At 60.1% G+C, this 20,743-nt stretch carries 16 protein-coding genes, 1 tRNA gene and 1 riboswitch; of the genes, 3 read left to right on the forward strand and 14 right to left on the reverse strand.

Going from position 1 to position 20,743, the window contains the following annotated elements; genetic code table 11:
* Positions 1-24 precede the first annotated feature (24 nt).
* The gene (locus bcor_RS04000; protein WP_051875660.1) at positions 25-2,079 is read left to right on the forward strand and encodes an FtsK/SpoIIIE domain-containing protein; all 2,055 of its coding nucleotides are present in this window, start codon (positions 25-27) and stop codon (positions 2,077-2,079) included.
* Positions 2,080-2,156: 77 nt separating this feature from the next.
* Positions 2,157-2,435, forward strand: coding sequence for a WhiB family transcriptional regulator (locus bcor_RS04005; protein ID WP_033490224.1), 279 nt, complete (start codon positions 2,157-2,159; stop codon positions 2,433-2,435).
* A gap of 96 nt (positions 2,436-2,531) precedes the next feature.
* On the opposite strand, the gene bcor_RS04010 is transcribed toward bcor_RS04005, so the two are convergent.
* Complete coding sequence (locus bcor_RS04010) at positions 2,532-4,019, reverse strand: sensor histidine kinase (protein ID WP_033490898.1); 1,488 nt, start codon at positions 4,017-4,019, stop codon at positions 2,532-2,534.
* Positions 4,020-4,198: 179 nt separating this feature from the next.
* On the opposite strand from bcor_RS04010, the gene trhA reads away from it, so the two are divergent.
* A complete protein-coding gene (gene trhA / locus bcor_RS04015; protein ID WP_081870341.1) occupies positions 4,199-5,140 on the forward strand; it encodes a PAQR family membrane homeostasis protein TrhA in 942 nt (313 codons plus the stop codon).
* Positions 5,141-5,251: 111 nt separating this feature from the next.
* Here trhA and bcor_RS04020 read toward each other — a convergent pair whose 3' ends face one another.
* The 13 genes from bcor_RS04020 to bcor_RS04080 all read right to left on the reverse strand — a co-directional run bounded on the left by bcor_RS04020 (position 5,252) and on the right by bcor_RS04080 (position 20,393).
* Entirely contained in the window at positions 5,252-5,731 is a 480-nt protein-coding gene (locus tag bcor_RS04020) for a GreA/GreB family elongation factor (protein ID WP_033498540.1), read from the reverse strand.
* Positions 5,732-5,836: 105 nt separating this feature from the next.
* On the reverse strand, positions 5,837-6,244 hold the full coding sequence (locus bcor_RS04025; RefSeq protein ID WP_033490226.1) for an FKBP-type peptidyl-prolyl cis-trans isomerase: 408 nt from the start codon (positions 6,242-6,244) through the stop codon (positions 5,837-5,839).
* A gap of 101 nt (positions 6,245-6,345) precedes the next feature.
* Positions 6,346-6,428 (reverse strand) — tRNA-Leu (locus bcor_RS04030).
* A gap of 62 nt (positions 6,429-6,490) precedes the next feature.
* Complete coding sequence (locus tag bcor_RS04035; RefSeq protein WP_033498539.1) at positions 6,491-7,498, reverse strand: Ppx/GppA phosphatase family protein; 1,008 nt, start codon at positions 7,496-7,498, stop codon at positions 6,491-6,493.
* A 70-nt stretch (positions 7,499-7,568) separates the two neighbouring features.
* The gene (locus bcor_RS04040) at positions 7,569-8,180 is read right to left on the reverse strand and encodes a DUF501 domain-containing protein (RefSeq protein ID WP_238548534.1); all 612 of its coding nucleotides are present in this window, start codon (positions 8,178-8,180) and stop codon (positions 7,569-7,571) included.
* 215 nt (positions 8,181-8,395) lie between these two features.
* Complete coding sequence (locus bcor_RS04045; RefSeq protein WP_051875661.1) at positions 8,396-9,001, reverse strand: FtsB family cell division protein; 606 nt, start codon at positions 8,999-9,001, stop codon at positions 8,396-8,398.
* Between the two features lie 96 nt (positions 9,002-9,097).
* On the reverse strand, positions 9,098-10,393 hold the full coding sequence (gene eno, locus bcor_RS04050) for a phosphopyruvate hydratase (protein ID WP_033490232.1): 1,296 nt from the start codon (positions 10,391-10,393) through the stop codon (positions 9,098-9,100).
* 91 nt (positions 10,394-10,484) lie between these two features.
* Positions 10,485-14,069, reverse strand: a complete 3,585-nt coding sequence (mfd, locus tag bcor_RS04055) for a transcription-repair coupling factor (RefSeq protein WP_081870342.1) — start codon at positions 14,067-14,069, stop codon at positions 10,485-10,487.
* Entirely contained in the window at positions 14,059-14,658 is a 600-nt protein-coding gene (gene pth / locus bcor_RS04060; RefSeq protein WP_033498538.1) for an aminoacyl-tRNA hydrolase, read from the reverse strand. The genes mfd and pth overlap by 11 nt, the downstream gene beginning before the upstream one ends.
* A gap of 87 nt (positions 14,659-14,745) precedes the next feature.
* Positions 14,746-15,273, reverse strand: coding sequence for a GNAT family N-acetyltransferase (locus bcor_RS04065; RefSeq protein WP_051875662.1), 528 nt, complete (start codon positions 15,271-15,273; stop codon positions 14,746-14,748).
* Positions 15,270-18,500 (reverse strand): UPF0182 family membrane protein, encoded by a 3,231-nt coding sequence (locus bcor_RS04070; RefSeq protein WP_033498537.1) that lies wholly within the window; start codon positions 18,498-18,500, stop codon positions 15,270-15,272. The genes bcor_RS04065 and bcor_RS04070 overlap by 4 nt, the downstream gene beginning before the upstream one ends.
* Before the next feature lie 9 nt (positions 18,501-18,509).
* The gene (locus tag bcor_RS04075; protein ID WP_238548535.1) at positions 18,510-19,652 is read right to left on the reverse strand and encodes a glycosyltransferase family 4 protein; all 1,143 of its coding nucleotides are present in this window, start codon (positions 19,650-19,652) and stop codon (positions 18,510-18,512) included.
* A gap of 96 nt (positions 19,653-19,748) precedes the next feature.
* Positions 19,749-20,393 carry an NAD(P)H-dependent oxidoreductase gene (locus tag bcor_RS04080; RefSeq protein WP_051875804.1) on the reverse strand — a complete coding sequence of 215 codons (645 nt, stop codon included), beginning with the start codon at positions 20,391-20,393 and terminating at the stop codon, positions 19,749-19,751.
* A 181-nt stretch (positions 20,394-20,574) separates the two neighbouring features.
* Positions 20,575-20,734, forward strand: a riboswitch (M-box (ykoK) riboswitch).
* Positions 20,735-20,743 lie beyond the last annotated feature (9 nt).

Consider the following 20,743-nt stretch of genomic DNA (forward strand, 5'->3'; position numbering starts at 1 on the left):
AGGCGGTCAGTCATTCTTCACAGTATGAAGAACCTCGAGGATTCAAATGGGGAACAGTCGGAAAGGCCGGGGAAGCTCCGTCCATCCGCTGACACCTTCCTGACTGTGCTGGCCCAATGCACCCCTCTTCTGGCCCAGACAGCCCTGCTCTGGTACATGATTGCTCAAGGGCGATGGGTGTTCCTTGCCCTCCTCTTACCGGGTTTGGCAGGCAATCTTGCCCTGTGCATCCTTACCCTGCTGAGATCACAATCGACCGCCAAACGCAGGCAAGGCCAGAGGTACTCCCCCGGATCACGGACTCACGATGTCCTTGAGCTTGAATCGACCTATGCGGATATGACGGCTCTGGCGTCTCTGGATCTGCCGTGCCTTGAGTCCAAGCTCTTCGACAACAATCCCCGCCCAACCGGCAAGGGGCAGCACTGGCAGTCCATCGTCCACACTTGGCTGTCATCCTTGGAGGGGGCCACTTCCTACCAGGCCATGATCGGGTGCGGGACACGCGAGGACTTTCTGATTGACCTGGCTGCGGATGGCCCCCATGCCCTGGTGGCCGGAACCACCGGCTCGGGAAAGTCCGTCTTTCTCCAGACCTGGTGCCTGTCCCTGGCATGCAGCATTCCACCCAGCAGACTGAACATGGTGCTGCTGGATTTCAAGGGTGGCTCTGGTTTCAACCTCCTTGCAGGGCTCCCCCACACGGTCGGCTGTGTCAACGACCTTGACCTCGAACAGGCCGTCCGTTCCCTGGCTGGAATCCGGAAAGAGCTGAAACGCAGGGAGACTCTGGTGGCCCGGGAGGGCGTTGCGGATGTCAAGGAACTGGTCTCACCTCCTCCCCGCCTTCTGGTTGTGATTGATGAGTTCCAGGCCCTCCGTCAGCAATTGCCCGACTACCAGGATGACCTGGTCAGATTGGCTTCACAAGGACGGTCCCTCGGCATGAACCTGATTGCATGCACCCAGCAGACAATGGGCCAGGTCAGTGCCCAGATGAGGGCCAATATGAATCTCGGTATCTGTCTGCGAGTCCGCGATCCGGTGCAGTCCAAGGAACTTCTGGGCTCAGCCTGTGCGGCCCATATCAGCTCCACCAACCCTGGACAGGGTTTCTGCGAAGGTGGAGATGGAATCAGAGCCTTCAGGACCTGTCAGGCGGACAATCCAGGCGGATTGGTGGCACAAATAGCCAAAGCGGCCTCTTTCTGCGGATTCAGACCTGCGCCTCCCCTCTTCTCCACTCCCCTGCCCGACACCGAGCGGAATGGAGTGCGGGGCGCCGGATACGGAACCCGTGCAACATTTCAGAACGGGCACCCACTGGTTCCCATCGGATGGCTGGATGACGGGGTGTTACTTCATACCTGCAGGATGCCGATTATCGGCAACACAGCACTAATCGGCCCGATGGGGCGGGGGAAGACCACCCTCATCGGGGCACTGACCCAGCGCCTCCTTCGCCTGTTGGAAGAGATGGGATCCAAACCGGGAGACCTGTCGAAGACTGCATGTATTCCTGATTCCTTTGATTTGCGCCTGTCCTTCCGGAAAGGTGATGCATATTCCAGCCTCGACCTGTACACCAGGCGCAGGCAATCTGCTTCATCTCCCGACCCATCCCGATTGCCACCACCCTCTGGGGCAGAGCCGTCCCTCAGAAATGTCTTATCCGGTCAAGCGACTTCATCCGCCGGAGCATCTTCGTCCCCCGAGAAAAGCAAGGAACCTTATGAGGGTCTGATATGGCTGATTGACGATGCCCAGGACCTTCTTGACCCTATGAGCAGACAACCCCTGGCAGGACAGGTGAACAAGGCCCTGTCCATGGACGGGGTGGCGGTGATCCTGGCCGTGGATTCCGCTGCAGCCATACGACGACCGGAGCGTTTCAGGCAACGCCTGGTGTTCCCCTTTGGCGAACGAAGCGTGGATATGGCCTGCGGCATACCTTCCGCCTCCCTCGACGGCCCGGGCCGCCCAGTCTGCACCATTCCGGGTCGGGGGCTCTTCATGTCACCCGGCCAGGCTCTTCCCATTCAGTGTTTTCCCAGTGATTCCTTGGGAAATAACCCTTGAAAAATATCCCGTTTCGTGCTTATCTTGCATACAGAAAAACAAGTGAGTCCAGTGGAACGACTTGGAGGAACAGGTAAATGAGTAATGCGTTTGATTGGCGTGCAAAAGCCGCTTGCCGCGATAAGGATCCGGAGCTCTTTTTCCCGGTTGGCAATACCGGTGCCGCCTATCAGCAGATTGAAGAGGCGAAGGCCGTTTGCCGCTCCTGCAAGGTGATTGATGCCTGCCTCAAGTGCGCACTGGATACCAACCAGGATTATGGTGTCTGGGGAGGCCTGAGTGAGGACGAGCGCAGGGCATTGAAACGCAGGGCCATGCGGGCACGGCGTTCTCAGGCCATGCAGATGCAGTCCTGATTCAGGCTCTGTGCCTGCCCCATCGGCAGGCGGATCTTATCAATAAGAAGAGGCCGCGGGTTAAACCCCGCGGCCTCTTCGCTTTCCTATGACCTGTCAGACATCCTGCGCCACGCGGAGCTTGATGTTGATGACGGCCCGGGTTCCCCCATCGCGTCGGGGCTCCCAACGGACCGTACCTCCAAAGTCGTTGGTAACGAAGGTGTTGATGATCTGCGTGCCCAGACCGGACCCGCTGGACTTGGCCCTGCCCTCGTCGGACTCGGTGCTGTAACCGTTGCCATCGTCCTCGACGACCACATTCAGGTTGTTGCCGCCCCTTCCCACGGAAATCGTGATATGGCCCTCCGTGCGCCCCTCGAACCCATGCTCGACGGCATTGTTGACCAGCTCGGTCAGGACCAGGGAGAGTGGAGTGGCATCCTGGGCAGGCATCATGCCGAACTTGCCTACGTATGAGATGGAGATGTGCTGGTCGCTCGTAGTGGCCAGATCGACACTCATCTTGAGGAGGTTGGATATGACCTTGTCGAAGTCCACAATCTCATCAGCGGTCTGGCTGAGCCCCTCATGAACCACGGCGATGGTCTGCACACGGCGCTGGGCCTCCTCCAGCTCCTTTCGGACCTCATCGGACTTGGTTCGCCGGGCCTGAAGCCTCAACAAGGCCGAAACAGCCTGTAGGTTGTTCTTGACCCTGTGGTGGATTTCCGAGATGGTCGCGTCCTTGGTCTGAAGTTCCTTCTCACGCCTGCGCAACTCGGTCACATCTCTGCACAGGACGATGGACCCAATCCTGCCGTGCCGCCCGTAAAGAGGGAGGGAACGCATGGAAACAGCCGAACCGTTGGCGTCCAGCTCCGAGTCCACTGCGGCCTTACCGCTCAGCACCAGGGGCAGCGAATCGGGGACGGGATCGTTCTTATGCAGGAGGGAGGTACCGATTTCACTCAGATACTGCCCTGTCATGGTGTCGACGGATCCAAGCCTACGGAAACAGCTGATGGCATTCGGTGAGGCGTATCGGACTATACCCCCGGCCGTCAGCACAAAGAACCCGTCCGCAACCCTGGCGTTATGGCGTTGGTTGAGGACCGAGTCCGAATAGGGGAACTCCCCCCGGGTTATCATCTCGAAGAGTTCCTTGCCGGCGTTGATGCTCTCACTCTCGTACCGCCCGTTGGACTCCCTGGTGGCCATGTTGGTCTCCCGGACCACCAGTCCCAGGGTTTTCCCCTTGTGACGGATGGGGGCATAGACATCGCAGACCGTGGCCTTGCCGAAAGTGCTCAGTTTATTCGAACGCAGCACCCCCTTGGATTTCATGGCCTGCTCCAGCTCCTCCTGCCGATCCTCAGGAGGCACAGTGCCGACAACGTCCTCTGTTCGCAAGGACATGACCGTGGACGGTCTGCACTGTTCGGCCACCTTGAATGTACCGCCCTTGGTCCGCAGTACAAGCAGGAGGTCGGCAAAGCTCAAATCGGCAATAACCTGCCAGTCCGCCACCAGATGGTGGAGCCACTCCCGATCCTCCTCGTCGCAATCATCACATGAAGCCAGAATCTCCGAAAAATCAGCCATATCCAACATCATAGCCTCTGACCTCAGCGACCCACGCAGGTCTTCTCCAGGCAAGACGGCCCCGCTTATGACACCCTGGAAAGCAGGTATGGGGGTAGGCTGGATTGCAGCCGTCACAGCCGGAGACGAACCTGGACCAGCCAGGCGACCCGGGTTCGCAATACTCTTGAAGGAGACCCATGGCAGGCAAGGCAACAAGGGATCAGCAACGCGGGTCCACCCCGGTCTCCGAATCATCGAACCCCGAACAGAACCCCGACCTGGACCTCAGAAGGAGCAAACGCCGCCAGGAGCTGATATATCTGCGCAAGGATGCTGATCTGGCCCACGAGGCACACATGCAGGCCAAGGCGGATGCCATACGAGCAAAAGGCAGGGAAAAGGCGGCCAGAATCATGGCCAAGGCCGAAGCCAAGGCTGCCAAAATCGAGGGATTCCCAAGCGAGGAGATTGAGCGGAAGGTCAGACTGGATGTTCACGGCCGCCCCAAGCCCCTCCTGCGAGGCTGGATCCATGCCGTTGCCGCTCCTCTGGCGCTGGCGGCCGGCATCGTCCTGATCTGCCTGGGCCGGGGCCTGCCCATGAAACTGGCCTGCACCGTCTTCATGGCCTCTTCACTGGCCCTTTTTGGCAATTCCGCCCTCTACCATCTGGGCGATTGGTCACCAGCAGTCACCGATGTCCTGCGACGGTTTGACCACGTCAATATCTTCCTCCTGATTGCAGGCACCTATACTCCCGTCGCCTTTGCCTTGGACACCTTCTGGAGGCGGACCATCATCATTGGCATGTGGTCGGCAACCCTGGTCGCCATGGTGGTCCACGTTTTCTGGATCAATGCCCCTCGCTGGCTGTACACCCTTGTCTACGTGGTTTTCGGAGTTTCGGGGGTCTTCTTCCTGGGACTCTTCTGGCAGTCCCCTGTCGCCGGACCTCCCGTAGTCTGGTTGATTGTAGCTGGGGGCGCGGCCTACATCCTGGGAGCCATTGCCTACGGTCTGCGTCGACCTGACCCCTGGCCCCGCGTTTTCGGGTTCCATGAGATATTCCACTGCGGAACCGTCATCGGGTACGTCTGTCACACCGTAGCCATCTTCCTGGTGGTCTGTAACCTGCGCTAAGCCGTATGACCATCCGGTATGGGATGGTCCGAGTCATAAGAAAGGCGCCCGGCTTAATCGGCCGAGGCGCCTGGATTCTTCCTTACAGGAGCGCTCCTCCCGGATTCCTCACTATTTGAGAGGCTTGGCCTCCTTGACGGTAACCGAAATGTCCCTGCCGTTGGGAGCCTTGTAGCTGACCGTATTGCCCTCCTCGGCACCAAGAATGGCTGCTCCAATCGGAGACTCGGGGCTGATTACGTCATACTCCGTGGCCACGGCCAGGTCACGGGATCCCAGAACGTAGACCATGTCGTTTCCGGCTATGGTCAGGGTCACCAGGGAGCCGTTGCCCACCTTGCCGGACTTGGGAGCCTTGAGAATCTGTGAGTTACGGAGCTTGACGATCAGCTCGTTGATTCTGCCCTCGTTTTTCCCCTGCTCCTCACGGGCGGCCTGATAGCCGCCATTTTCACTCAAATCACCTTCGGCACGGGCTGCGGCGATTCGCTCGGTGATCTCATCTCGGTATTCACCCTGGCGGCGGTCCAGCTCCTCCTTCAGCTTGTCATAGGCGGCTTGTGTCAGCAGAATCGTTTTTTCCTCAGCCATGGTCTCCTCCTTGTGTCGATTCGCTCTTCCGGTCCAACTCGTTCACCTATACGACCGGGATATGGAAAAGGCGCCGGCCCTCACCGGCACCTTACAGATTGATGGTCATCGAGTCGATATGATGTCGATCACGAAGACCAGGGTGTCATCGCCCCCGATACCGGCCTGGGGAACACCCCTGCTGCCGTAACCGTATTCGGGCGGTATAGAAACCACCAGCCTGGAACCCACGTTGTGGCCGGGAACACTCTGGTCCCAACCGCGAATAACCTGACCGACACCGATGCCGAAGCTTGCAGGCTGGTGACGCTCAAAGCTGGAATCGAAAACCTTGTCGGTTCCCCAGATAAGCCCGTGGTAGTTGACGGTAACCGTGTCGCCCTTCCTCACAACGGGGCCGTCACCCTCAACCAATTCCACGGTTCGCAGACCTTGGGGGGCCGCCCCCTGAAACTCAACCTCGGGTGTGGCACCAAAGACGGCATTCACCTTGGGCATGGACTGGTCACTCATGACAACTCCTTTGGTTTTCGTCGCGTTCCAGAGTATCGGTTCACTGGTCTGGTCACAAGTCGATACGTTCGTCCACCTGGTCAACGAGACCTATCCGCTTGTGCCCCGGGTGGGAATCGAACCCACATGCCAGTACAGGCGGCGGATTTTAAGTCCGATGCGTCTACCATTTCGCCACCGGGGCCAAGGACCCGTACCGTCATATCATAGCGCACAGGCGGAACAGCCTCCGCGCAACCAGACCGGTCAAGAATGCAGGAGACTACGCCCGTAATCCAGAACCAGCCCGTCCAGGAGGCCGTGTTCGCTGGCAATGTAGGCACCACCTGCCTGGACCGCTGGGCAGGCCTGGGATATCCGCTCAAGAAGACGGTCCCAGATCAATGCCCCGCCACCAATCACATCGATGCGGCCAGGGTGTATGGGACTGAGACCACGACGTTCCTGTCGGCTCATATGGAGCACTTCCTGGTTGGTTTGCCTGGCTTGGCTTACCGGTACGGCCACCCCATCAACGCGTCGGGAATCGTACTCGGTGCAACCCAGAGCAAGGGCACTCATGGTGGTGACCGTTCCGGAGACCCCCACAAGCGTGCCTACCTCCGCAACGGGAACAGTTTCGAATGCCCGATCGATGTGGCGGTCCACGTCCTCGACCGCCTGGTCAATCTGATCCTGGGTGGGCGGATCAGCGAGAAGATGGCGCTCGGTGATCCGGACCGAACCGATGTTCATGGAGTATGAGGATCCGGCCCTGTCCACCGGTGATTGATTCCCATCGCCTCCGACGACCAGTTCTGTGGATCCTCCACCCAAATCGACCACCATGTAGGGGGCTTTGGGGGTAGTTGTGGTGCGAGGGGCCGATTCCAACACACTGATAGCCCCCAGGAAACTCAGTTCGGCCTCTTCGGTGCCGGAAATCACCTCGGGTCTGACACCGAGTATGGACTGTACTCCCTCTTCGAAATCGTTGCGGTTGGCCGCGTCTCTGGTGGCCGACGTGGCCACGAAACGGATACCGTCCACCTTGTACGAATCTAGCTGGTCCGCGAAGAGCCGACAGGCCCGGTAGGCCCGCTCAAGTGCCTGGTCCGCGAAGCGGTGGTTCCTGTCAACGCCCTCCCCCAGCCGTATGACCTCCATGCTCCTGGGTGCCAGGAGATGCAAACCCTGTTCATCCACCCGCGCAATCAGCAGCCGGATGGAATTGGTACCACAATCGACACCGGCGACAGTCACCTGATCCGTCATTTGTCCTCCCCTATTTCCGTATGCCGCCCTGCACACAGCATCCTGACCGCTCCGATGGACGCTATCCTGCTCATTCCTGCTCCAAGTCCGTTCCCCAGGGTCGGGCGCACCTGCAGACCATGGGGTCGAAGGCCGGCCTGATCATGGACAGGACCCGATCACCCAGAGGATTGACACCGGCCCCCATGACGAGCGACTGCCCGGTCAGTGCATGAAGGCACTTTACCCTGGTCGGCATCCCGCCGGCCGAGATTTTGCGGATATGCTCCTCGCTGTCGCCAAGCCTGAGCGCCAGGGCATGGCGGAAGTCCAGATAGGTCTGATGCGCTTGGCGATATAGCCGTGCCAGGTCCTCATCATCGGCCAGGTCCTGGTTGAAATCGTTCATGATACCGTTGGCCTCCAAGTGGGAGACCTCTTTGACGGCCTCTGGAGAGGTCAGATACGCCGTTGTGGGGAAGGGGGTCCCGTCTGGCAGAAGTGGCCTGGTCACGACGGCCAGGGGGTTGCCACAGGCACACCGCGCGCCAACGGCCACCATTCCACGAGGGTAGCGACCCAACTGGCTTTGAACCCCGGCAATCTCCTCTTCGGTTGCAGGTTGTGCCAGGATGCTGTCCACCAGGATCTCCATGGCCTCGTTCGATCCGGCCTGGACTGCTCCCACTCTCTCATCCTGCATCAGTACTCATGCTCCTTATATGTCCGAATATCCGTAAAGTCGGGAAGGCCGAGACCTCACCCTGTTCTGTAGGGTCCAGCATGGGACCGTTATGCAATCAGGCCAGACTCCTGAGCATAGGAACCTGGTTGCGGGGCGTCTATCGCCACCGCTCTTCAAGTTCCTTCTATCAGCAGGAATTCCGGACCGCTGGCCGACGGTACGCCTACCGCTGCCTATTCACTGTCCTCATCCCACTCTTCGCTGTTCGGAGGAATGGATGAATCCTGCCCGTCCTGATTGGAATTCTGCCCGACCTGGCCCTGGGACCTGGACTGCCCCGGAGCGGTCACCCCCTGGGCAGACGCAAGAGCATCAGGTCTCTGGTCGGCCTTCTTGAACGAGTATGCCATTTCCTGATACCAGGGCAGGGTGTTCTTGCGTGGGGCCTGAATACCCTTGTTGGTCTTGGCGCTCTGGTCATCCTGGCCGGTCACGGCTTCGGGATGAAGAACCCTGATGGCCTGTTCTCCTGGAAAGATGAATCCGAGGCGCTCCCTGGCCTGGGCTGTGACGTAGGCCTGGTCATTCCATCGCTGAATCTGGTTCTCCAGGTTCTGTTTCCTGGCCACCAACTGAGCTTCCTGGTTTTTCAGACCGTTCAGTTCGGACAGGTTGATGGCATAGGAGTGGAATGTGGCGGCAAGATGAATCAGCCCCAGGGCCATGATGATGAGAGCCAGAAAGAAGGATATGGGACCGGCCGAGCTGCGACTGGTCCGCTTCCTGTCATTCTGAGTGCCTGCGCCTTTTCGGGAGGACTTGGTTGAGTTCTTGGCCATACCTATAAAAATACCCGTGGCAGCCGACTCGGGCCGCCACGGGTTTCAAGGTGTCACGTTCCGGCCAGAACAGCCGAAACCTGGGACCCTGCTCTACTACTTGGTGTACTGCTTGCAGGCCTTGAAGGCGCTGTAACCTGCATATTCGGCGGTGGAGCCCAGCTCCTCCTCGATCTCCAGCAGGCGGTTGTACTTGGCGATACGCTCACCACGGGCCGGAGCACCGGTCTTGATCTGGCGGGTGTTCTTGGCAACAGCCAGGTCGGAGATGGTGGTATCAGGAGTCTCACCGGAACGGTGGGAGACCATGGAGGTGAAGCCGTTTGCGGTGGCCAGCTCGATGGCGTCCAGCGTCTCGGTGACGGTGCCAATCTGGTTCAGCTTGACCAGGAGGGAGTTGGCGGCCTTCAGGTCGATGCCCCTCTGGAGCCTCTTGGGGTTGGTGACCAGGAGGTCATCGCCGACGAACTGCAGACGGTCGCCCATGGCGGCGGTGATCTTTTGCCAGGCGTTCCAATCCTCCTCGGCGAAGGGATCCTCGATGGAGACCAGCGGGTAACGCTCGACCAGGCCCTGGTAGTAGTCAAGCATGTAATCGGCATCACGATCGGCACCATCGAAGTGGTACTTGTCGGTGTCCTTGTTGTAGAACTCCGAGGAGGCCACATCAAGGCAGAGGCCAATCTGCTTGCCGGGCTCATAGCCGGCGGCCTGAATGGCGTCGACGATGTACTTCAGGGAGTCCTCGTTGGACTTCATCTTGGGGGCGAAGCCTCCCTCGTCACCCAGACCGGTGTCGTGTCCGTCCTTCTTCAGGATGCCCTTGAGGGTGTGGTAGACCTCGACACCAGCGCGCAGGGCTTCACTATAGGAATCGAAACCGTAGGGGGAGATCATGTACTCCTGGATGTCGGTGGCGAAGTCGGCGTGAGCGCCACCGTTCATGATGTTCATGTTGGGAACGGGCAGGATGTGTCCGTTGGTGCCGCCCAGGTAACGGTAGAGGGGCAGCTCGGCGGACTCGGCCGCAGCATAGAGAGCAGCGAGGGAGACGCCCAGGATGGCGTTGGCGCCCAGCTTGCCCTTGTTGGGGGTTCCATCGAGGTCGATCATGGTCTCGTCCAGGGCACGCTGGTCGCTGGCATCCATGCCGATGACGTTGGGGGCGATGGTCTCGTTGACCGCCTTGACGGCGTCCAGTACACCCTTGCCCATGTAACGCTTCTTGTCGCCGTCGCGACGCTCCCAGGCCTCGGCCTCACCGGTCGAAGCACCCGAGGGCACCAGGCCGCGGCCTTCTGCACCGTCTTCGGTCTGCAGGATGACCTCTACGGTCGGGTTTCCACGGGAATCAAGTATTTCGCGCGCATATACGCTTTCAATTGCTGCCACAACTGCTCCTTTAAGACTGTTGTTGTGATGTCTCCTACAGAATACTAGTTTTGTTGGACCAGATACAATACCAACCCGTTAGCGCTCACGCTCACAACTCTTCGTGGTGCCATGCCAGGTCATCCAGAAGCTGGTCAACCCATTCCACCATTTGGCCGGAATCCATCGGCCCCGATCCCAGGGACCCTGCGAACGGGGCGGGAACCAGCAGCGTGCTGGTGACAGGTCGGTATTGGCATCCCTTGTAGATACGCTCCATCCTCGACTGCAACGACTCAGGCAGATTCAGGGGTCTGACCCGGACACGCCCACCCTGGGTGGCAATCTCCGCGATGCCCAACTTCCGAGCCTTGGCCCGAAGCCGGGCAATGGCGAAGAGGGTGTCGAACTCGGCGGGCGGTTGACCGTATCGGTCGGTCAGTTCCTCATGGAGATCCTGAAGGTCCTGGTCGTTACGGGCCGACGCCAACTTCCTATAAGCCTCAAGACGGAGCTTGTCGGAGTCTATGTAGTCCACCGGAACCGAGGCCTCGATGGGCAGGTCGATGCTGACGTTGACCGATGGGGCAGCCTGTGGTTCCTTATACTCCTCAACGGCCTGGGAGACCATCCGGACGTATAGGTCGAACCCGACCCCCTCGATGTGCCCCGACTGCTCATCACCCAGGAGGTTACCCGTTCCGCGCAACTCCAGGTCCTTCATGGCCACATCGTATCCTGAACCCAAAGCCGTGCTCTGGGCGATGGTGGCCAAACGGTCATGAGCTGTCTGGGTCATGGGCTTGCTGGGATCATAGAGGAAGTAGGCGTAGGCGCGCTCACGGCCCCGGCCCACCCTGCCACGCAGCTGGTGCAGCTGAGAGAGGCCGAACCTATCAGCCCTGTCTACAATCAGGGTGTTGGCGTTGGGTATATCCAGACCGGTCTCGACGATGGTGGTGCAGACCAGGACGTCGATGTCGCGGCGCCAGAAGTCCTGGATGATTCCATCCAACTGCTTCTCCCCCATCTTGCCGTGGGCCACACCGACCCTGGCTTCAGGGACCAGTTCCTGGACCTTGGCTGACACCTTGCCGATATCCTCAACCCGGTTGTGGATGTAGAAGACCTGCCCACCGCGCAGGAGCTCACGACGGACGGCAGCCGTGACCTGGGCATCCTCATAGGCCCCGACGTAGGTCAGGACCGGCAGCCGGTCCTCAGGAGGCGTGGCGAGGGTGGACATCTCCCTGATTCCGGTCACTGCCATCTCCAAGGTACGGGGTATGGGGGTGGCGGAGAGGGAGAGAACATCGACGTTGGTCCTGATTGCCTTCAGGGTCTCCTTGTCTTCAACCCCGAAGCGTTGCTCCTCGTCGATGATCATCAGCCCAAGGTCCTTGAACCGGATCTTGGGGTTGAGGAGCTTGTGGGTGCCGATAACCACGTCGACACTCCCGTCGGCCAGTCCCGCCATGGTGGCCTGGTTCTCCTTGGCGGTCTGGAAGCGGCTCATGGCTGCTACATTGACCGGGAATCCCTCGAAGCGGTCGACGAAGGTCTGGTGGTGCTGCTGAACCAGAAGAGTGGTCGGCACAAGAACCACGACCTGTTTGGAGTCCTGGACCGCCTTGAAGGCAGCCCTGATGGCAATCTCGGTCTTCCCGAAACCCACGTCACCACATATCAAGCGGTCCATCGGCACCGGGCGTTCCATGTCGGCCTTGACCTCATCGATGGTGGTCAGCTGATCGGGGGTCTCCTGGAAGGGGAAGGCATCCTCAAGTTCCTTCTGCCAGGGTGTATCCGGGCTGAAGGCAAATCCCTTGGTTCGCTGGCGCGCGGAATAGAGCTTGACCAGGCCCTGGGCTATCTGGTGAACGTGCTTCCGCGCCTTGGCCTTGGTGGCCGACCAGTCCGAACCGCCGAGCTTGTTGAGCTTCGGTATCTCTGCACCGATGTACTTGCTGACCTGATCCAGCTGGTCGGCCGGAACGAAGAGCTTGTCGGGTGGAGCGTTGCGCTTGCTCGGAGCGTATTCCAGGACCAGATACTCTCGGCTGCCCTTCGTGGGGCCATTGCCGATGGTCCTTTGCCTCATGCCCAGGTACTTTCCGATGCCATGCTGATCATGCACCACGAAATCGCCTGGTTTGAGTTCGGTCAGGTCGATGGCCTTGCGTCGCCTGCCCGAGGTCTTCTGACCTGCGGCCACACTGGTCCGACCAGTCAGGTCACGCTCGGTCAGGAGAGCCAGGCGAGCAGACGAATCGACGAATCCGTCAACGGCCATGGAGCGCAGATACTCCACCCCGGTAATACCAGCGGATTCCAGAGCCCGGCGTAGTCGACTCAGGGTCCCTTGGGCGGCTGCTGTGACCACAACCCGGTCTCCCGCCTTGGTCAGACCCATCAGGCCGGAGCGGGCCTTATCCTCGTCGCCGCGGTATTCGTCAGGCGTCTGAGCGTCGAGGCGTTCCGCCCCCTCGCGGTCTGTGTCCACAGACAGCTCCGTCAGTTTCCATACCTGGTGCTTGCTGAATTCCAGCGCGGAAATGATCTGGTCGTACTCCAGGAAACTGGCCTGGTCGAAGCTGATGGGGGCACCGGCTCCATGTCCCGAGGCCGCCACATGCCAGCTGGCCGCAAGAAACTCGTTCGCGGTCTTGGTCAGGTCCTGGGCCGACCGGCGCAGGAGTTCGGGTTCGGAGAGGAGAACCAGGGCACTGTCGGGAAGCATGCTCTGCACCGGCACAAGGTCGGGCACCAGGGCCGGCAGGAGGGACTCCATGCCTTCGACCGGTATGGCCTGGGCGATGGACTCCAACATGTCGTCAGCGTTGGGGATGCTTCCAATCAGGGCCTTGGCCCGCTGCCGCACCTGGTCGGTCAGCTGTAGTTCACGACAGGGGGGAGCCCAGATCCGATCCAGCCCATCGCCGAAGGTGCGTTGATCCGAGGCATGGAATGAACGGATGGTGTCAACCTCATCACCGAAGAACTCAATGCGAACGGGGTGGGGCATGGTGGGCACGAAGACATCCAGGATGCCTCCCCTGACGGCGAACTGGCCCCTCTCCATCACCAGGTCGACCCGGGTGTAAGCGTTACGGACCAAGGCTTCACCGGCACGGCCCATATCCATCTCGGTACCGACCGTGAATACCAGGGGCTCCACGTCCTGAAGCCCCTTCACCACGGGTTGGAGAAGGGAACGGATGGGCATGACCAGAATCCTGATCGGTCCGAAGATCGGATCACCCTCTATGGGATGCGCCAGGCGGCGGAAAACCGCCATTCGCGAGGCCACCGTGTCAGCCCTGGGCGACAGGCGCTCGTGGGGTAGGGTCTCCCAGGCTTCCAGCGTGGCCACATCGTGGGGATCGCCCCCGTACCAGGACCTGATGGATCGGCCCATCTCCTGGGCATCATGCTCGGAGGGCACCACCATGACGACCGGCCCCTGCCCCGCGGCTGCCACGGCCAGGGCCGGGCGGGCACCCAATGGGGCCTGGACCAGAAGGGAGGGATCTATGTCCGAAGCGGGAGGCTCGATCTTCCCGTCGGCAAGTCGGGCAAAGGTCTCGTCATCAAAAAGAGGCTCAAGGAGGTCATGCAGGGCACCGTCCATGGCAACGGGGTGCTCAGTCTCCCCCTGCCGGGAATCCTCTGAATCCGTGGTGTGATCAACGGCCATTGAACTGCTCCTGGGCCTGGGGAACCCCCTTGAAGACGATGGTCTCTGCTGCATCGGCTCCGTCAGCCAGGAAGTCCGGCAATTCACTGCGCTGGGCACCGGAGAACCCTCCCAGGACCCAGTCGACCGTCTTGCGGTGGGCATCCTGCCCGCGCTGAGCATGGCCCACCCCCAGCCGCACACGGGAGTACGCGTTACTGCCCAGGGACCGGTCTATGGAACGGATGCCGTTGTGTCCGCCGGCAGATCCACCGGCCTTGACCTTGATTCTACCGAATTCCAGGTCCATGTCGTCGTGAATGACCACGATATGGTTGGTGTCGATATGGTAATACGCACTGATGGAAGCCAGGGCATTACCGGAATCGTTCATGAAAGTCAGCGGCTTGGCAAGAAGGAACTTGACCTGACGGGAATCCAGGTTCATGACCCCCCGTCCCAGCATGGCCAGACCCTTATGATCGGCGAAGGAGACGGACCACCGTTCGGCCAGAACATCGGCGCACATGAATCCCATGTTGTGGCGCGTTCCTTCGTACCTGCTCCCGGGATTGCCCAGTCCGGCTATAAGCCAGAAATCTGATGCCATGCCTGTACCTGCCTCCTGCTCTCGTCGGATCGTTGAGATTCTACACAGGATTCGCGACCGGTTCCCTTGCCCGGCAGCCTTGTTCACTCAGAGGGTGAGGACCCAGTATGAGACATCGTGGACTTCATATCGGTCCGATGCCCCCTTCGGCAGAAGGCCGAACCTCCGGAACCCAAAATGCCCAAGAACACCCTTGGTGCCGAGGTTGTCATCAAAGATGACTGCGACGACCATTCGCATACCCGACTTCTTCGCCGCATCGATAAGGGCCCTTACCAGAACAGTGGCCAGGCCCCTCCCCCGGGCGGACCGGTCAACGTAATACCCCAGTTCGCAGGTATTCGCATAGCCCGGCCGGTCATAATACGAAGACAGGGAACCGAAAGCCTGCACTTCACCTTCGACCTCGACCACCATGACGGGATGCCCTTGGTCAGGCCGGTGAACGCGGAGCCAGTCACGCCGGGCCTCCCGACTGACCGGCTCCAGGTCGGCGGTGGAACCTCCGTCGAGTACCGCCTGGTTGTATATCTCGGTAAGACGCCCCAGGTCCTGCTCACGGCAGAGCCGGATCATCGGGTCCTGGACCCGCGAATCGGACCCGGCGGCAGTCACTGCCTCCCGCCCTCCTGTTCGGTGGCCTGCTTCAGGGCCTCCTTCAGACGGTCCTGCGCCTCTCCATAGGCGCTGAAATCGCCCTTCTTCAAAGCCGCATCAGAATCGGACATGGCTTGATTGGCCTGATTCAGGGACTGGCGCAGGGCCTCGGTGTTTCCTGAAGTCCCGGCTGAGGCAGGCTGGGAGGCGTTATGCCCCTCCCCGTCTCCGTTATCCTGGCCTTGTCCCGCAGCCGACTGTGCAGCAGCCGATGTCTGTGCGGTGGCGTTCTCCGCATCCCCAGCAGCTGCGCCCGAGTTCCCCTTGAAGGTCTTGTTCAGTGCATCATCAAGGGTGGGGGCCGAGCTGACCTTGTCGCCGAAGGCCACAAGGACCCGCTTCAGGAGAGGGAAGCTGGTGGACCCACTGGACTGGACATAGACCGGCTGGATGTAGATGAGGCCCCCTCCTATCGGCAGGGTCAGGAGGTTGCCGCGTTTGACCTTGGTCGATCCCGACTGGAGCAGGTTCAGCTCGGTGGAGACGGTCGCATCGGAGTTGAAGTTGTTCTGCGCCTGTCCCGGCCCAGGAACATTGGAGTTCTTGGGGAGTTCCATCAGCCTGATTGTCCCGTAATCCGGCCCTATCACGCCCTTCCTGGAGCCCGCGTCCGAATCGACGGAGAGGAATCCCGTCAATATCTCGCGGGTGGAGGTGCCTGCGGGAATGAAGGTCGAGGTCAGGGAGAAGGCCGGCTTATCGGTTCCCGGGGTCTGCAGGGTCAGGTAGTAGGGCGGCTGCTTGACCCCATCGTTCTGCTCCCTGCTGCTTCCTGTGGGATCGACGGGGGTCTGCCAGAAATCCTCCCCTGAGAAGAACTGGCTGGCCGAGTTGACGTGATACCGCGAGAGAAGCTGTCGTTGAACCTTGAAGAGGCTCTCCGGATAACGCATGTGACTCATCAGGTCACCCGAGATTTCCGAGAGCGGCTTGTATTGACCGGGGAACACCTGCTGCCAGGCCTTGAGCACCGGGTCGTCCTGGTCCCAGGCGTAGAGGTCGACGGAACCGTCATAGGCGTCGACAGTTGCCTTGACCGAGTTCCTGATGTAGTTGGCATCCTGTGATCCCAATCCTTTGACTGCCTCGGAACTCAGGGTGGTGGTGTCCTGGGTGATCGGCCCCAAATCGACCTTCTGCGAGTACGGATAGGCATCGGATGTGGTGTATCCGTCCACAATCCACTTGACACGGCCGTCGACCACTGCAGGGTACACCCTGCCATCCAGGGTCAGATAGGGGGCGACCTTGGCCACCCTCTCCTTGGGTGAGCGATTGTAGAGAATCTGGGAGTCGGGGGTCACACGGTCCGAGAAGAGTATCTGGTCGGAGCCGAATCGGATGGCATACAGCACCCTGGACATGAAGTTGCCGACCGAGGGTCCGCCATCACCCTTGAAGGTATTGGTGGCCCCCTTCGAACCGGTCGGGTAATCGAACTCCCAACCACTCGCCCCCTCCGGCGCGCCCACGATTGAATACTCGGGGGCATTGGGAGAGAAGTAAATCCTGGGTTCATAGTGCTGGGACTCGGTCAGTTTGCCCTTGGTGGGAATGTCCTGCTCGAAGAACTCGGGCTGCCCATCAGGGGTCACCTTGTTTCCGTAGGCCGCCACAATGCCATAACCGTGGGTGAAGACCGTATGGTCGTTGACCCAGTTGCGATTGTCGTTACCCTCCAGATCCAACTCCCTGGCACCGATGACCGTATCCTGGCTGATCCCGTCGATCTCATACTTGTCAACAGCAAGGGTGTCTTCGAAGGTGTAGTACTGCTTGGACTGCTGCAACTGGCGGAAGGTCGGGGAAACCACCTGGGGGTCGAGAAGTCTGATCTGCGCCGTGGTCTCTGCATCCTGCGACAGGGCTCCGGACTGAACCTCAGTGGTTGCGTCGTAGGACTCGTTTTTCAGGTTGGTAAGACCGTAGGCCTGAGTGGTGGCCGCAATATTGCGCTGTATGTACTCCGACTCCATCTCCTGGGCATTCGGGCTGACACGGAATCGCTGGACCACTGCCGGCCAGACACCGGTCAGAAGAATGGCAACGACAATGGTGGCCGCAATGGAAATGACGGGCAGACGCCACTGCTTCACCGCCATCGCCACCGAATCCGCAGCAGGTCTGACCTCCGCCAAGGTCTTCGACCGGAGTATCCAGACCCCGAGAATGATCCCCAGTGCGGCAATCAGCACCGCCATGACCAGGGTGACGGGGATATTGGCCTTGACCGCGGTGTAGGAGGCACCGGTAATCCTGTCGCCTTCCTCGGTAAGCCTATTGAAAACGCCCAGGGCCGTCCTTCCACCCCAGACCAGCATGAACAGCATGAACCAGATGGCAACCTGCCTACGCGCACGACCCGTCATCGACAGGATGCCCTTCCCATCGACCGGCATGGTGAGCCTGATGCCCCCCATGAGGAAGTTGGTAACCAGGCTGAAGACCAGGGCGGCGAGAAGAATCATCATGACAGAGGAGGCAACCAGTTCCAGACCCGGCAGAACGAAAACGTAGAAGCCCGTATCAAGACCGAATTGGGGATCCTTGACCCCGAAGGACTGGGAATTGAAGAGGAGAAGAACCTGTTTCCAGTCCACATTGAACTGCGAACCGAAGAAGATGCCGACCACCAGGGAGACCACCACGGCAACCTTCAAGGCGCTCTTCGAAGATATGCCCTTGCCGACCTCTATCAGGTCACCCTTGACGCGGATCGTGGATCCGTCAGGAGAGTCCGGACGGGCTCGAATGGCCAGGATGGACGAGAAGAGGGTGACGGCCGCCAGTACAAGGGCATAGGCGACCCACAGTCCCACCTTGACGCCGAATTGGGTCCAGATAACCCGTCCGGCACCCAGTTGGGAGTACCACATGACATCCGTGATGAACCTGCTCAAGCCGAAGAGGAGGGCAAACACCACGAGAGCGATGGCAACAACCACAGCCAGAACCCTGGTTCCCTTGGAGGGACCACCTTCAGGCCTGCCTGACCTGGTAATCCGAGGAGCTGAGGGCCCTGAGAACCGGAACCCCCTGTCGGGGCCACGAGAGGTGGAACCCTCCTGGTCACCATCGGTCTGCACATCGAGGATGACCGGATCATCCTCATCCCGGCGACGACCCCGCTTATGGGGATCCTGGTCGGGATCGAACATGGCTCCGAACAAATCATAGAAAGACATAAACCAACCCTACCTGATGAGGCGGTCCTGTATGGCCTGTTCGTATACCTCCTCAACCTGGTCCGCTACCGAATGCACGTCATAGCGGCTCAAAAGCGCCGTCTGTCGCCTATGGATACCCCTGGCCCAGTCCGGATTCCCGAATACACGGGCGATTCGCTCGGCCAGGATGATCGGGGTCTGTGGGTCGTTGACCCTGACCAGGGCCTCTTCATCATCCTGGAGGGTGGAACGGTACCCCGGATTGTCACCTGCCAGAATCACCCCGGCCCCGGATGCCATAGCCTCCAGGAGGACGATACCGAAGGACTCCCCACCGGTGGATGGGAAGACGGCCAGGTCCGCGCTGGCCAACAGAGCCGGTTTGTCCGACTCGGTGACGAAGCCGGGAAAGTCAATCGGAGTGGCGAGGTCTTGGGCACGCTGTCGGCAGCGTTCCAGAAGGGGCCCTTTTCCGGCCATGGTCAGGTGAAGGCCCTCCGGCAGTATCCCCCGGCGTTCACCCTGAGCGATGGCCTCAATGAGCAGGTCGGCTCCCTTACGCGCAACGAACCTGCCCAGGAAGACCAGGTGCGGACCCTGACCATGCAGCCGATCGATGGACTCGGTCCCGGCTCGGTCCCTGTTGGCCCTGATAGCCGCGACATCAATGGGATTGGGGATGATTCGGCTTTCCACCCCAGCCGTGGTTCTGGCATAATCCGCAGCCACCTTGGAGACTGAAATCACCTGATCGATGCGACGGTGACTGCCGGCATTGATCCTCCCCAGAACCTGGCCTCCCTTAAGTTGCATGGTCCCGGTGGGTGCGATGTGGTAGGTGGCAACCAGGCCCGTACCAGGGTCGGCTCGTTTGATGACCCGCCCGGCCATCAGCGGGCTGTACGGCGCCTGGACGTGAAGAACATCAAAGCGCCCTTCATCCAGTACCTTTCTGATACCGCGGACCGGGGCCAGTAGGGGGATGCGCATCCTGTTCCCGTTGAAGGAGACCATCATGTTGCGCGACATGGAATGGACACCACTCACCGGAGGATGGGCGGTCTGTCCGACCAGGTACTCCACGTGATGACCCCGTTCCCTGAGTGCCTTGCCCAGGGTGAGGATATGTTGCTGGACACCATCGAAGACGTCCAGGGTGTCATCGAACACGAACCCTATTCTCACTAGACTGCCCCATCATCCATATCCGGGCGCTCATCGCCCCTTCACCGAACTACCGGACCCGACTTGCCGTAACCGCTCCGATCAGGACCGGACCCCAGCATCACCAGATTCCGCCGAAGTCCTGTCGCCCAAGGCCAGTTCGCGCCCCATCAGGGCCAGAGAAACCAGGTGCCTATCCGCCGCCTGTCTTGCCTCAGGTTCGTCATCGCCCGATCTGAGGTTGTCGATGTAGGTGAAGGAGACATCGCCCGCCCGGCAGTACTTGATAAAGGTCTGCTGGCGTATCTGATTGTCCAGGGCCTGACCGATGCCACTGGAGCGGTACCAGTCCTCTCCGCCCCCGCTGAGCATGACAATCCTGATGGTCTTGCCGGCCAAGGCGCCCGGTGTTCCATCGGCGTCATAGGAGAACCCGCGGCAGAGCACTCTGTCAAAAAAGCCCTTCATGATGGCGGGCATCGTGTACCAGTAAATGGGGAAGACCAAGGCCAGCGCGTCAGCATCGCGAATCCGCGACTGCATGGCCAGCACATCATCAGGCATGGGCCCACGTCCGAGATAGTGCTCGCGATCCTCCATGCCGTAAACCGGATTGAAGCCTTCTGCACAGAGGTCAATCAGCTCTGTTTGCGCTCCTCCTTCGGCCGCACCGTCCAGCAGGGCATTGCCGGCCGCATTGGTCATGCTCAGGGGATCGGGATTTGCAGTGACAGCAACGATTTTCATGTAGCCCATCTCCTTGTACGTGATGCATGCGTTCGCGGGCCATTCCATCCAGCCAACATCCATGAGACTGGTGTCCACGAGCGCGACGTTTTCTTCCATTCTGCGGCCAGGCAAAGACCAAAACGTGGAAAAACCCCGGCATGTCGAGGTGCTTGACATCTCTCCGGCCCCTACCTATCCTTATGGTCAGTCGGTAGGTGAAGCTACCGCATGGACACGGCCTGCTGCCGCAAAATGGTGGAGACACCCCGCGCAGGTCAACAGTCCCAGTCGGATCAAGGCTGGGACTAATGCAGAGCCAAATGCCATGCGAAGCCGAAGCTTGAACGATGACGACCCAGTCGGCCTTG

Source organism: Bifidobacterium coryneforme (assembly GCF_000737865.1).
GTDB lineage: Bacteria > Actinomycetota > Actinomycetes > Actinomycetales > Bifidobacteriaceae > Bombiscardovia > Bombiscardovia coryneformis.